Genomic DNA, 14,596 nt, shown 5'->3' on the forward strand with positions numbered 1-14,596 from the left:
GACTTAACGTTGTGCCCGCGCCAAATCGCGGGTGATAATGTCTTTTAGATATTTACCCGTATAGGATGCTGAGTTCGCCATCACTTTTTCCGGCGTGCCGGTCACTAGCACACTACCGCCGCCCTCACCGCCTTCTGGTCCCATATCAATGAGCCAGTCAGCTGATTTGATCACATCTAAATTATGCTCAATGACCACGACGGTATTACCGGCCTCAACTAACCGTTCCAAAACGACCAATAAGCGAGCGATATCATCAACGTGTAACCCTGTCGTTGGTTCATCTAATATATACATCGTTTTACCATTTGTGCGACGATGCAACTCCGAAGCCAACTTCATGCGTTGTGCTTCCCCACCAGATAACGTCGTCGCTGACTGGCCAAGTTTAATGTACCCCAACCCAACATCAGCAATGGTTTGTAACTTACGCGCAATTTTTGGAATTGGCGCAAAAAAGGCAAGCGCCTCAGTTGTTGACATGTCTAAAATTTGTGAAATATTGTGCCCTTTGTAGGTGACTTCAAGCGTTTCCGTGTTATAACGCGTCCCACCACAAACCTCACAGGTAACATAAACGTCCGGAAGGAAATTCATTTCAATTTTAATCACGCCGTCACCGCGACAATTCTCACAACGGCCGCCCTTGGTGTTAAAGGAGAAGCGCCCTTTATTATAACCACGCATTTTAGCTTCGTTTGTTTGCGCAAATAAATCACGAATGTCATCAAAAACACCCGTGTAAGTCGCTGGGTTAGAACGTGGCGTACGGCCAATGGGAGACTGATTGATGTCGACGACTTGTTCAATGTTTTCGACCCCATCAATGGCGCGATATTTGCCCGGCTTTTCCGAATTATGATTTAACTTCTGCTTCAAGGCCCGCTTCAAAATTTGGTTCACCAGCGTTGATTTTCCAGAACCAGACACCCCGGTCACGGCCACAAACTTACCCAAGGGGAATTTCACCGTCACATTTTTCAAGTTATTTTCCTGTGCGCCTTTAATGGTAATAGCAAGCCCATTACCAGCCCGTCTTTTTCCCGGGACTGGAATAAACTTTTTACCCGCAAGGTATTGACCTGTCAAAGAGTTCGCGTTCGCAGCAACTTCTGCTGGTGTCCCTGTCGCAACAATCTCACCACCCAAAGCACCCGCACCCGGCCCAACATCAATCAAGTGATCGGCTGCCAACATGGTGTCTTCATCATGTTCCACGACAACCAAAGTATTGCCTAAGTCCCGCATATTTTGCATGGACTTGAGTAACATATCATTATCGCGTTGGTGTAAACCAATTGACGGCTCGTCCAACACATACAACACCCCAGATAAATTGGAGCCAATTTGTGTGGCTAAGCGAATACGTTGCGATTCACCACCAGAAAGCGTTCTAGCCGCGCGCGATAAGGTGAGATATTGCAGCCCGACACTGGCTAAAAAGCCCAGACGATCCTTAATTTCTTTAATAATTGGTGCCGCAATTGTTGTATCTTGCTCACCTAAAGTGATGCTGTTAAAGAAGGCAAGTTCTTGGTCAACAGGCAGGTCAGATACTTCCCCAATATGCCGGCCATTAATTTTAACTGATCGTGCCGCTTCGTTTAAACGATAGCCTTGGCAAGCCTGACAAGATAATTCTGTCATATAATTTGCCATTTGGTCGCGGGTAAATTCAGAATTTGTTTCATGGAATCGTCGTGAAATGTTATGAATCACCCCTTCAAATGGAATATCCACATCGCGGACACCACCAAAATCATTTTCATAGTGAAAATGAAAATCTTTGTTGCCCGATCCCTTTAACACCAACTGCTGCTGCTTTTTAGACAGTTGATTAAAAGGCGTATCCAAATCAATCCCTGACTGTTCGGCAAATTGCCGCAGCATTTCCGGATAATAATTTGACGAGATAGGATTCCATGGTGCAATCGCCCCCTCACGCAAGGTCTTCTCCCCGTCAGGCACCACCAAGTCCATATCAACTTCACGGGTCACACCTAATCCCTGGCACACCTCACAGGCACCAAGGGGCGCATTAAAACTAAATAGGCGCGGTTCTAGACGGCCAACGCGAAAATCTTTTAAATGTCCCAAATAGTGATCTGAAAATTTCAACGGTGGCACTGCGGGTTCCCCGTCTCGGGCCACAACATCCAACTGCACTAACCCGTCAGTCAAACGCACCGCCGCTTCAATCGCATCAAACAATCGTGAGCGCGAATCATCACGCAACACAATCCGGTCAATCATCACCTCAATGTCATGGGCCGCATTTTTGTCCAAGCTCGGTGCTTCTGCATCGAGTTCAAAAACCGTGCCGTCCACACGCGCCCGAATATAGCCTTGCTTGCGCATGTTTTCAAACGTCGTGTCATGCGAGCCACGCTTACCAACAATGATGGGCGCAAAAATTTGCAGGCGCGTACCCGTTGCTAATTGCTGGTAGACAGATTCAACCATTTGATCAATGGACATCATAATTTTGGTGCCATCGGCTGGCTCATCCGGTCGACCAACGCGCGCGTATAACAGTCGGAAATAGTCATTAATTTCTGTGACGGTGCCAACCGTTGAGCGTGGATTATTAGAGGTTGTTTTTTGATCAATCGAGATTGCTGGTGAAAGACCGTCAATCGAGTCGACATCCGGCTTATCCATTTGCCCCAAAAATTGACGGGCATACGATGATAGACTTTCCACGTAACGGCGTTGCCCTTCAGCATAGAGCGTATCAAAGGCTAAAGACGATTTCCCGGACCCAGAAAGGCCAGTCACCACTGTGAGTTTATCTTTTGGAATATCCACATCAATATTTTTCAAATTTTGTGCGCGTGCGCCACGAATTTCAATATTTGTCTTCGCCATAGATTTCAAAACGTTGCCAGTGGCTGATGTGGCATAACCGCATCAGCCACTGGCAACGTACTTCCTTCTCTTAAATTTAAATACTCAGTTTATTATAGCAAGCGCTGCTGAAGAGATAGCTATTTTTGCTTCGTTGGCATCAGCGCCTTCAAAGCCATCACACTATCCCGCAATTGCGCTGCTTCTTCGAAGTCCAATGCTTTAGCCGCAGCTTTCATTTGGCCTTCCATATTCGCAATAATATTTTTTTGCTCGTCATTTGGCAGATCCTTAAAGGCAACTTGTGTCAAATCAATGGTTTCACCACTTGTCGTCTCAGTGCGAACAGAAATCAAATCACGAATTGGCTTTTTAATCGTCGTTGGTGTAATCCCGTGCTTGGCATTATACTGCATTTGAATTTCACGGCGTCGGGCGGTTTCGTCAATCGCTCCTTGCATGGATTGCGTCATTTTATCTGCATACATAATCACATGCCCATTGGCATTACGTGCTGCACGGCCAATGGTTTGAATGAGAGAACGTGGATTACGCAAAAAGCCTTCCTTGTCTGCATCTAAGATCGCCACCAATGACACTTCAGGTACATCAATCCCTTCACGCAGCAAATTGATCCCAATCAAGACATCGTATTTACCTAAACGTAAGTCACGGATGATTTCCGTGCGTTCCAACGTCTTCACGTCAGCATGCAAATAGGCAACTTTAATCCCGATATTTTTCATATAATCTGTCAGATCTTCAGCCATTCGCTTGGTTAACGTCGTAATGAAAACACGCTCATTCTTGTCAACACGTTGGTTAATTTCCCCCACCAAATCATCAATTTGGCCCATCACCGGACGCACTTCAACCTCTGGGTCAAGCAGGCCCGTTGGGCGAATAATTTGTTGGGCGATATGGTCTGGGGTGACACGTTCTAATTCATAATCGCCTGGTGTTGCCGACATATATATCACCTGATTGACATGCTTTTCAAATTCAGGTAATTTTAATGGGCGATTATCCAGTGCTGACGGTAGACGGAACCCATAATTGACAAGGGTTTCTTTCCGTGCCTTGTCGCCATTAAACATCCCCCGAATTTGTGGCATTGTCACGTGACTTTCATCAGCAACAATTAAAAAATCATCCGGGAAAAAGTCAAGTAACGTAAATGGTGGTTCGCCAGGTTGACGGCCGTCCATCCAACGAGAATAATTTTCAATGCCACCGACAAAGCCCATTTCTTCAAGCATCGCCAAATCATATTCTGTCCGTTGTTTAATACGCTGGGCTTCGATGAGTTTGCCTTCCGCTTCAAACTTGGCCACTTGGGCTGTCATTTCATCATTGATCCCAGCTAACGCAAAGCGCATTTGGTCGTCATCTGTCATAAAATGTTTGGCTGGGTATATCGCGACATAATCACGTTCGGCAGCCGTTTCGCCCGTTAATGAATTAATTTCACGGATACGATCTATCTCATCGCCAAAAAATTCCACCCGTAACGCCATTTCATCTTCTGATGCGGGGAAAATTTCCATAATGTCCCCTCGGACACGGAACGTCCCACGGTGAAAGTCAATATCATTACGCGTAAATTGCACGTCGATCAAATCACGCATCAGTTGGTCACGACCATACTCATTGCCCACGCGGAGGTTAATCACGTGTTCTTGATATTGATGCGGATCCCCTAATCCGAAAATCGAACTCACCGAGGCAACGACAATGACATCATTGCGCGACAAAAGCGAGCTCGTAGCTGAGTTGCGTAATTGGTCAATTTCATCATTAACAGCGGAGTCTTTTTCGATAAAAGTATCAGAACTCGGCACATAGGCTTCTGGCTGGTAATAATCATAATACGACACGAAATATTCAACGGCGTTATGCGGGAAAAATTCTTTTAATTCGCCATAAATCTGCCCAGCTAACGTTTTGTTGTGACTCAACACCAACGTTGGCTTTTTGACGCGCTGAATCACATTGGAAATAGTAAAAGTTTTTCCTGTGCCTGTTGCCCCGAGCAAAATCTGCTCTTTAACGCCTGCATTAATGCCACTGACAAGTTGGTTAATGGCTTGCGGTTGATCTCCAGTTGGTTCATATTTTGAAACCACTTCAAACTCATGATTGGCAACATTTTCACGCATCGTTTTCTTCCTTCATCGATTTTATTTCATTATACAATAAAACGAACAAACGTTCTATTGTTTGCTCGTTTTATTTTGATTCTGTACTACTATTACTGCTATCTGTGGCTGACTTCAATTCCGGGGCATCCGTTTGGTACTGATCCATCGTAGACTTGCCCTTATTTTTAGCCAACACACTCGACGGATTCGACTTTTGTGCGGCCTTGAGGTTCGCCAAGCCAACACTCTTCTTATAGTCGAACGATTTTTTATTGACAGGGTGGAAGTCCGGTCGCGCAGTATCAAAGCGGAGCAAATCACCGGTGATGACAGCATCGGAATTACTCAAAACTTGATCAACATAGTTTTGTGTCTGCTTCGCCAATTGTTTAAGGTTAGGGTCACTAGCAAGCGTTACTTGCTCCCCAGTTGTGGTGTTGAAGTATTGGTTATTAAACTTCATGTACGTTGGGGTAATCCAATCGCCATCTCGCAACGGTACCACACCTTGATACTTTGGTGACAACATATCTTGACCAAACATGGTTAAGCCATCATCTGGGATACCAAGCAAATCCAAGAGCGTCGGCATCATGTCAATTTCGCCACCATAAGTGTGATCTACCCCACCCTTTAGGCCGGTGGCATGAATCATAAATGGCACTTTTTGGAACTGTGCCAAATCATAATTGGTCACCTTATCCTTGCCAAGCAGTTGCGCAATGGCTGGCTGATGGTTCTCAGAGATACCATAGTGATCACCATAGAGGACAAAGACTGAATTGTCATACAACCCTGCCTTTTTCAAATAAGTCATCAACTCACCAAAGGCTTGATCAAGGTAATGCGCGGTTTGCACGTAACCATCAACCGTATTATCTCCCGTCGTAGTGGCCGGGAAATCAATGTTTTCTTTATCCAAATCATAAGGATAATGGTTGGTCACCGTAATCAATTTTGCATAGAACGGTTGAGGTAATTGTTCCAAATATCGTGCACTGTCTTGCAAGAAGATTTTATCCTTTAAGCCATAGCCAACATTGTAACTAGGCTTATCTGCATCAGGGAAATACGACTTTGAGAAGAAATAGTTATAGCCAAACGACTTATAGGTGTTATCCCGATTCCAGAAACTTGCGACGTCACCATGGAAAGCGGCCGTCGTGTAGCCCCGTTGATCTAAAATTGCTGGAAGTGCTTCAAACGTGTTGTTCGTGCCATACTTGACCATGGCAGAACCCGTAGCTAAACCATACAACGAGTTTTCTTGCATCATTTCGGCATCAGATGTTTTACCTTGACCCACCTGGTTATAAAAATTATCAAAACTCAAGGTGTTTTGGTCATGATAGAACTGGTTGAGGTTAGGCGTAACTTCACGGCCATCAACCTTGTAGTCAATTAAGAACTGTTGGAAGGACTCCAAATGGATCATAAAGACGTTCTTGCCTTTTTGCGTGCCGTAATATTGAATGTTATCCGGTAATTTTTGACCAGCCACAAACTGTTTAATCTTCGTGAGGTCGGCTGGCTTCGCACGCTTACGGCTTTCGGTTTGGTTATAGGTTTGTACGGCGTTAAACACCGCGTATTCATTTAAACCAAGATATTTGACGATATAATTATTATCAAATGAACGCGTTAATAGACCAGAGCGATCCGCCGACGCAATCCCATAATCCACAAACATCAAAACCACACCTAAGACAGTGGTTAAAATGGCAAAACGACGTTGGACGCCTTTACGATCAATCGTTAATTGCTTGAATACTACCAAACCAATCAAGATGAGAATATCAATAAAGACCATGTAATCGGACCAGTGAATAATCGCGGCAATCGACTTGCCGAGATTATTACCCGTCGAGCTGCCAGAGCTCAAAATACCCATTGATAAGAAATCAGAAAATTCACGGTAGTATAACACATTGGCAAACAACCAAAGTGATTGAATAAAGTTAAATAAAATGGCAATCCAGTAGCTTAAAGCCCCTCTAAAATAGAGGGCAATACTCAAGAAAATAATTGCTGTGGGTAACGGATTGAGAAATAACAAGAATTGTTGGGTTGCCCCATCTGCCCCAAGATTAAAGTTCATGTGGTAGTTCACAAAGGTTTTAAACCAAACCAACACGACATTGAGTACAAAAAACCAAACCAACGGCGCAGACGTATCCATCGTCCGCTTAATTTTCAGCCAAATTGCTTTGGGTTTCGGCATTTTATTGAGCAAGTTTCGCATATTTTTTTCCTTCACATACGGCATCATGACACAGCCCTCATGCTAACCAGGCTGTCCTGCGTATTTAAAATATTAATTTAAGATCATGGAGGACATCAAAAATTTCAATCGCCACCAAATCAATATCATCAAATTGAAATTGACGCACTTCACGATGTTCATGAACCGTCCAAATCTGGGTAAGTTGATCATAATCAACTTGTATGGCTTCAATCCCGAAGGCATCAAAGCGTCGCGTTTGATGTTGCCCATCAGTGGCATCAATCATGGCGCGTAGTCGTGCCAGAATCTGCTTGAGATCACTGGCTTGATACGTTTTTTCAAGTCGCATCGTTTCGCCTTTCTATTTGTCTTGGCGGTACCATGTAAGCAATAATACCGGCAAACAAACCAAAATAGTATGTAATGAGACGCCAAATCAATATGACCAAAATCAAGGTTGCCGGGTTTTTGACAAATGGCGAAAAGAGCAGTTGAAAGCTCAATTCAGCCCCACCCACACCACCTGGTATTGGAAAGAGGGAAATCACCATCACAATCATGATGTTCATGGTAATAATCAACCAAGGATTCACGTTTTCATAACCAAAGGCGCGAATCACAAAGTAAGGAATCAGGTAAAAAACCATCAATTGTAACACGGTAAATACCGTTGCCCCAACAAGTGATTCCCAACTCCCAATCACGCGACGTGATTCTTGGTGAAAATTGGCCACTTTTTGCGTCACGGTAAAAAGTAACCGCGTGTAGCGTTCTCGGGATAACATTTTTTGAAATAGTGGCGCCACCATATCCACCAATTTCAAAGTCAGCGCTGGCCAAAACATGACCAGTACAATGCCAAGAATGACTACCGCATGAATTGTGATGGCTAGCGGAATAAACTGCGCAAACGTGGGATCAACCTGTGCATAGATAAAATGTTCGGCAGAAAAATATCCTATGATAAAGAATACCACGACCACGACTTGATAGACTAAAAACTTCATAAGAATCACGGACATGGCCCGTCCGCCTTCAATACCCGAACGTGCTAATCCAAAAAGTTGGGCCGGCTGCCCACCGGTTGCAAAGGGCGTCACACCTGTTCCGAGTAAATTAAGCAAAGGCACACGTAATAACGCTAAGACTGATGTGCGTTGCCGATCAGTTTTATTCAACATTGTGTAGGTCGCAACAGCTTCTAACACAATGGAAAGCACCATCATCACCAGCCCCCCGACGAGCCAACGCCAATCTAAGTGGGCCAAGGCTAACTTCAGTTGGCTCCCTTTGCCACGCAGCTCAGTCGTTAAAAAGTAGACCACAACAGCAGTCAAAATGACAACAATGATTGCTGATATTTTATCTGTTTTAGACATACTTGCCCCCTAGACCGTGACTAATCTTGCAAAACAGCCGTGTAAACTGCCTGCAATTGCTGACCAATTTCTGGTAGATTGCGTGCCACAGCCAACGCATACCCTGCGTCACTTAAATCAGGTAATGCGCCCGAGAGGATTTTGACCATTTTATCATCAAATTCATCGAGATTTTTAGCTTGATAGCTATTAACCCCGTCTTGTAACCAATGATGATAGACTGGAATATCACGAACCAAGAGTTGCTGTTTGGAAGCTAGCGCTTCAAGTACGACAATGCCTTCAGTCTCTTCAAATGACGGATACAAGAATAGATCAGCCCCTTGATAGGCCCCTTGAATCACATCCCCAGTAATATACCCTGGAAATATCAGATTGCGGGGATGTTCACCTTTGATCAGCCGACTAATTTTTGCCGGTACCAACCGTAAATCCGTATAGCCAAACCAGATAAACACGTATTCAGGATGTCGCTGGGCTAAGGTAACAAAATCTAAAATCCCTTTACGCTCAAAAAACAAGCCCACGCTCATGACTACCTTTTGCTCAGGTGACAAATCAAAATATTCACGGAATTTTTGCACTTTATGCGCATCTGGTGCATATTTTTCAAGGGGAATCCCATTTGAAATTGGCGTAATGGGTTGTGGCAATCGATAACCGCGCAACAATTGCTTCGAATATGGGGTGGGTGTAATTATTGCGTCCGCTTTTTTATACAACGAGACTAAATAGCGCTTAAAAAATGGCGCAATAAGATTAGACCCTGTAAACGAATTTCTAAAATCCTCATAAGTGGAATGCCCATGATACACCACTTTTTTTCCCATTCGGTGGGCCGCATTGACCATATAATGGCTTTTGACACCATAGGTATTAATGTGGAGGACATCGTAATCTTTTGCTTTGGGGTCGGTGGTGACGGTGACATCAGTATAGCGCAACGCTGCTTGTTGAAGCTTGAGCGCACGCCCAATACCAGACTTGGCAATCCATTTTTGATTTTCAAAATACAGTAAAACTTTCAACTAATTTCTCCTAAATGGGTTACGTAAAATGCGCTTCATATAGCCGACCTCATCTGCGGTTGGGTACGCATCGTCTGATTCATCCGAATGATAGTCGGACAAAATATCGTGATAAAAATCAAGCATCCGTGTGGCAAAAGTATTGGCGTCTATATCCTGCATTTTTTGCCGACGACACAATTGCGCAGCGGGTGTTTGCGGATAAGACAAATACTTATCAATCCCGGCTAATAACTCATCATAGTCTGAAACCAACGTGCCAATCGCATCATCATCAACCAAATTATCCAAATACGGTGAATGAATGGCGACAAAAGGTCGGTCGGAAGCAATGGCCTCAATAAAAGTCAAACCTTGCGTCTCAGTATCTGACGAACTGACAAAAACATGGCACATTTCATAGTAATCCGTGACATCGTCGTGATCAACCATGCCAGTAAATACGACTTGGGTGGTTAAGTCCAGTTCCGCCACCTGCTCTTCAAGCGACTTGCGGGCAGGCCCATCACCTGCAATCACCAAGCGCGCATCGGGTCGCGTCTGTAACAATTCTGAAAAGGCTGAAATCGTCAAAGCGACATTTTTCTCATACGCGAGACGACCGAGCGACAAAATAACTGGTTGTTCGGGGGTAAAGCCAAACTTTTCACGTAAGTTCTCGTGTGCCACGCCTGGAGTTGGCAAAGCAACGCCCGTTGGAATAATACGAATGGGTGCCTTAACCCCATAACGTACTAACGTTTCTTGTACGAGTTGGGATGGGGCCACAACACCAGCCATACTAGCCATATAGGCTTTCATCAGCGTCCCGACACCCTTTGGCCCAATGAGTAAGCCTTTGGCCACATAGTGCGTATAGTCTTCATACATTGTATGGTACGTGTGAATGACTGGGATTTTTAATTGCCGTGCCACGAACTTACCCAATAAGCCCAGCGAAAATTCCGTTTGCGTATGCACAATGTCTAGCTCGACTGACTTCGCGATTTCAACTGCTTGAATCAAGCCACGAAAAGCTAGCCGCCGATCTTTAAAGCCGACATATGGGACACTTGAGAAACGATAGATATGTGGTTCAAATTTGTTTTTAGACACCTTTGGATCGGTTGAAGTGAAGATATAGACCTGATGACCTTGCGCCTCAAGCGCATCTTTTAAAGTTTTAATTGAGGTTGCCACACCACTCACTTGTGGAAAATATGTATCCGTAAAGAGACCAATATTCATTGTGTCCTCCAAAGTTTATATAGAGATTAAAAGTACGATAAATAGCGATACTACAATTATAACATAAAATATTTTGACCACTCATTATCCCCCTTACCGCCAGTTAAGCCATAAAAAAAGCCACGGCTAACCGTGACTTGTTCCTTATTCAAAAACCATTTGGTTGTGATAGAGTTCAGCATAGAAGCCTTTTTCAGCTACCAGTGCCTCGTGTGATCCTTCTTCAATCACTTGACCATCTTTTAACACAACAATTTTATCGGCGCCTAAAATAGTTTTTAAGCGGTGTGCGATGACAAAACTCGTACGCCCAGCAATCACGTTATCCATCGCCGCTTGGATGCGTGCTTCAGTGACCGTATCAACGTTTGATGTGGCTTCATCCAAAATTAAGAACGCGGGATTGGTCAAGATGGTACGTGCAATGGAGAGCAGTTGCTTTTGTCCAGTTGAAAAGACGGAGCTTTCATCGTTGACCTTTGTTGCATACCCCTCTGGGAGACTCACAATAAAGTCGTGAATGTTGGCCTGTTGGGCAGCTGCAATCATGTCCTCGTCACTTGCTTCCGGTCGACCGAATTTGATATTATCAGCCACTGTGCCAGTAAACAACACCGAGTCTTGTAACACAATTCCCACATGGTCGCGCAGCGACTGCAAATCAAAGTCGCGCACATCAACGCCATCAAATTTTACCGCACCAGCTGTGACATCATAAAAGCGGTTCAATAGGTTCATGATGGTTGTTTTACCTGAACCAGTTGGGCCAACCAAAGCCACCATTTCGCCTTTTTTCACCTTGATATCAACGCCGTGCAAAATTTCTTTGTCCGGTTGATAGCCAAAATGAACTTGTTCTAATTGCACACCTGTCTGTAGGGTAGTTAGTTGATGACCGTTAGCTGGATTCACTTCTTCAGGTTGGTCATGAACATCAGACAAGCGCTTAGCGCCAGTAATGGCCAGCTGGAGCATATTATAGATTGAGGTAATTTGTGTAATTGGTTGGTAGTATTCTTGAGAATAGTTAACAAATACAACAATCAAGCCTAAGCCCGTCGCCTTATCCATGCCATCATGAACCACTAACCATGACCCAAAGAATATGACAATTGCGAGGTTCAACAGCGACAAGCCCTGCATCAAAGGAAATAGCATCCCCGAATAAACCTGCCCTTTGAATGTTGCCTGCTTGACCTTCTCATTATATGGGGCAAAACCAGCAATTGAGGCTTGTTGCAAGCCTTGCGTAATAATGATTTTTTCACCATTGATTTGCTCATTGATGTAACCATTCATTTCCCCAGTGGCTTCTTGCTGCTTGTTGATATTCTTGCGTGCTTGCACAATGACAAACCAGGCGATCAAAATTGCAAGTGGTGTCGAGGCCATCGTCACCCAAGCCAACTTCACGTTCTGGCCAAACATCATCCAAATCACCCCAATAAACAGCGCTAATTGAGACAGCAATTGGAAAATGGCTTGGTTCATGGCGTTAAAAATATTATCCAAATCGGACGTAAACAAGGACAAAATTTTCCCATCTTGATGCGTGTCAAAATACTTAATGGTCATCCGTTGCAACTTGCCAAACAAGCCAACGCGCATTTGCCCAGAAGTTTGTGCAGAAATACGTGATGAAATGAAACTGGAAATAAACATCGTTGCCGCTGACAACCCAAAGCACACCATCATTGCTTCAAGCGCATGGTAAAACGGTGTTTTGCTTGCAGTTGCATGGGTCGCCGGATTCATGTATTCTCCTAAATACCGCGACAATTCTGTGATCGCTTGTCCCATATAAACTGGTGCTTTGACTTGGAAATACGTGGATAAAATCGTCACGATGACCACAAAGCCCAAGCCAAGCCAATAACGCTTGAGGTAACGATAAAAATAGTGCATTGCGCGTTTAAAATCTTGCATCAGTTGTCACCGCCTTTCGCCTTTTGCGTTTCATAAATTTCACGATAAATCGGTGACGTCGCCAATAATTCATGGTGTGGGCCAACACCGACTAGGCGCCCTTCATCCAGGACAAAAATGCGGTCTGCGTGCAATACGGAACTGATTTTTTCAGCAATCACAATCTTTGTTGTGCCAGCAAGTTCCTGATCTAAGGCTTCTTGCACACGCTTTTCTGAGCGGGCATCAAGCGCTGACGTTGAGTCATCCAAAATCAAGATTTTAGGTGTGCCGACCACCCCACGGGCAATAGACAAACGCTGCTTCTGGCCACCAGAAAAGTTGGCTGAGCGTTCTTCAACTAGGTGATCAAAGCCGTCTTCGTAACGATTGACGAACTCCGCAGCCTGCGCAATGTCGGCTGCGCGTTGAAAGTCAGCTGGCGTCGCATCGCTTTTCCCTTGTCGTAAGTTATCTGAAATTTTACCACTAAATAAAATTGCCCGTTGCAAGACAAAGGCAACAGCTTGACGCAAGGATTGCTCATTGATCTTTTTCAGATTCACACCACCCACTAAGACGTCACCAGTCGTGGGATCATAAAGGCGTGGGATCAGTTGGGCCAACGTCGTTTTCCCAGAACCAGTTGCGCCGACAATCCCAATCATTTCCCCAGCTTTAATCTGGAAAGAGATATCCGCTAAAGCGGGTTGAGTATCCCCAGGATAGGTAAATGATACCTGATTAAATGTCACATCCCCTGACAAGTCAACTTCAGGGGCATCTGAAGCATAAGTCACATCAGGCGTTGTCTCAAAGACGGCTTTAATCCGGCCAAGCGACACAAAACCACGTGAGGCAAAGGTCGACATCATGCCCCCAATCATAATGGCAAAAAAGATTTGCATCAGATAGGAGATAAATGAAGTAATTGCGGCAAGGTCATCAGGATGCGCAACAACGCCATGACCCACAAACCATACCGATGCCCCAATCGCCACATAAGAAATGAGCATAAACATCGGGATCATGGTTGAAAACAAGTAACCAATGGTCGTGTTCACCCGCGCTAACTCATCTGAATTAGCTGTGAAGCGGGCGGTCTCATTTTCTTCTTGGTTAAATGATTTCACCACACGCACACCTTGTAAACTTTCCTTGGCTAATGTGTTGGTTTGATCAATTAATTTTTGAATTTGTGCAAAATACTTGCCCATTTGTTTGAAGACAACTTGCGATGATAACACAATTAAAATCACCATTAAAATCACAATCCACCAAAGCCGTGGCAAAGTGATTAAGGCCAAAATAAAGGCACCGACAAACAGAATCGGGATACGCGTTAACGTTTGCAAAAACATCATCACTAATTGTTGAATCTGGTTGACATCATTGGTCATGCGGACAACTAAATTACCGGCCGAAAACTTTTCAATATTCCCATATGAAAATGATTGTATTTTCCGATATTGATTCGCACGCAAGTCGGCAGCAATACCTTGTGATACCTTGGCGGCGAAAATTGTATTAATCACACCAGCAATTAAACCAATAACAGCTAAGGTGATTAAAGCAATCCCGTTAGTCAACACTTGGTGTTGATTATCCGCAATGATTGCTTTCATAACCTGTTGTAATAATCTGGGTTGCCACAATGAGGCCCCCGCCATGACCATCACCGCCAAAATTGAGAAAAAGATATCTCGACGGTACGGCTTAGCGTGTTCCTTTAAAATTTGCATCTATTACTCCTCTACTCAACGCTATGCGTCATTACTTTTTTAAGGGGTGGTCCCGCAAAATATGCGGTCAAAAAAGTGCAGTTGCCTGCACTTTTTAATCCCA

General features: G+C 44.3%; 9 protein-coding genes. All 9 read right to left on the reverse strand.

Translation table 11 applies throughout. The features are described from left to right. Positions 1-3: 3 nt before the first annotated feature. Positions 4-2,868 (reverse strand): excinuclease ABC subunit UvrA, encoded by a 2,865-nt coding sequence (gene uvrA / locus HF966_RS07735; protein WP_168677660.1) that lies wholly within the window; start codon positions 2,866-2,868, stop codon positions 4-6. Between the two features lie 119 nt (positions 2,869-2,987). Continuing rightward, positions 2,988-5,006: an excinuclease ABC subunit UvrB gene (uvrB, locus tag HF966_RS07740; protein WP_168677662.1), complete on the reverse strand. Its 2,019-nt coding sequence runs from the start codon at positions 5,004-5,006 to the stop codon at positions 2,988-2,990. Between the two features lie 70 nt (positions 5,007-5,076). Then, complete coding sequence (locus tag HF966_RS07745; RefSeq protein ID WP_168677716.1) at positions 5,077-7,230, reverse strand: LTA synthase family protein; 2,154 nt, start codon at positions 7,228-7,230, stop codon at positions 5,077-5,079. 64 nt (positions 7,231-7,294) lie between these two features. Further along, the gene (locus HF966_RS07750; RefSeq protein WP_168677663.1) at positions 7,295-7,561 is read right to left on the reverse strand and encodes a YkuJ family protein; all 267 of its coding nucleotides are present in this window, start codon (positions 7,559-7,561) and stop codon (positions 7,295-7,297) included. Beyond that, on the reverse strand, positions 7,551-8,591 hold the full coding sequence (locus HF966_RS07755; protein ID WP_168677665.1) for a lysylphosphatidylglycerol synthase transmembrane domain-containing protein: 1,041 nt from the start codon (positions 8,589-8,591) through the stop codon (positions 7,551-7,553). Before HF966_RS07755 ends, HF966_RS07750 begins: the two co-directional genes overlap by 11 nt. Before the next feature lie 20 nt (positions 8,592-8,611). Beyond that, a complete protein-coding gene (locus tag HF966_RS07760) occupies positions 8,612-9,619 on the reverse strand; it encodes an LTA glycolipid anchor biosynthesis glycosyltransferase, IagA/BgsA family (protein WP_168677667.1) in 1,008 nt (335 codons plus the stop codon). Continuing rightward, positions 9,620-10,846 (reverse strand): glycosyltransferase family 4 protein, encoded by a 1,227-nt coding sequence (locus tag HF966_RS07765; RefSeq protein ID WP_168677669.1) that lies wholly within the window; start codon positions 10,844-10,846, stop codon positions 9,620-9,622. A gap of 144 nt (positions 10,847-10,990) precedes the next feature. Continuing rightward, complete coding sequence (locus tag HF966_RS07770; RefSeq protein WP_168677671.1) at positions 10,991-12,772, reverse strand: ABC transporter ATP-binding protein; 1,782 nt, start codon at positions 12,770-12,772, stop codon at positions 10,991-10,993. Then, a complete protein-coding gene (locus HF966_RS07775; protein ID WP_168677673.1) occupies positions 12,772-14,493 on the reverse strand; it encodes an ABC transporter ATP-binding protein in 1,722 nt (573 codons plus the stop codon). The genes HF966_RS07770 and HF966_RS07775 overlap by 1 nt, the downstream gene beginning before the upstream one ends. Positions 14,494-14,596: the final 103 nt, after the last annotated feature.

The organism is Leuconostoc holzapfelii, from assembly GCF_012396485.1.
GTDB classification, from domain to species: Bacteria; Bacillota; Bacilli; order Lactobacillales; family Lactobacillaceae; genus Leuconostoc; species Leuconostoc holzapfelii.

Excerpts from the sequence above, each read along its gene's own strand:
- uvrB (WP_168677662.1), bottom strand. The coding sequence starts at position 5,006 with ATGCGTGAAAATGTTGCCAATCATGAGTTTGAAGTGGTTTCAAAATAT.
- HF966_RS07745 (WP_168677716.1), bottom strand. The coding sequence starts at position 7,230 with ATGCGAAACTTGCTCAATAAAATGCCGAAACCCAAAGCAATTTGGCTG.
- uvrA (WP_168677660.1), bottom strand. The coding sequence starts at position 2,868 with ATGGCGAAGACAAATATTGAAATTCGTGGCGCACGCGCACAAAATTTG.
- HF966_RS07750 (WP_168677663.1), bottom strand. The coding sequence starts at position 7,561 with ATGCGACTTGAAAAAACGTATCAAGCCAGTGATCTCAAGCAGATTCTG.
- HF966_RS07770 (WP_168677671.1), bottom strand. The coding sequence starts at position 12,772 with ATGCAAGATTTTAAACGCGCAATGCACTATTTTTATCGTTACCTCAAG.
- HF966_RS07765 (WP_168677669.1), bottom strand. The coding sequence starts at position 10,846 with ATGAATATTGGTCTCTTTACGGATACATATTTTCCACAAGTGAGTGGT.
- HF966_RS07755 (WP_168677665.1), bottom strand. The coding sequence starts at position 8,591 with ATGTCTAAAACAGATAAAATATCAGCAATCATTGTTGTCATTTTGACT.
- HF966_RS07775 (WP_168677673.1), bottom strand. The coding sequence starts at position 14,493 with ATGCAAATTTTAAAGGAACACGCTAAGCCGTACCGTCGAGATATCTTT.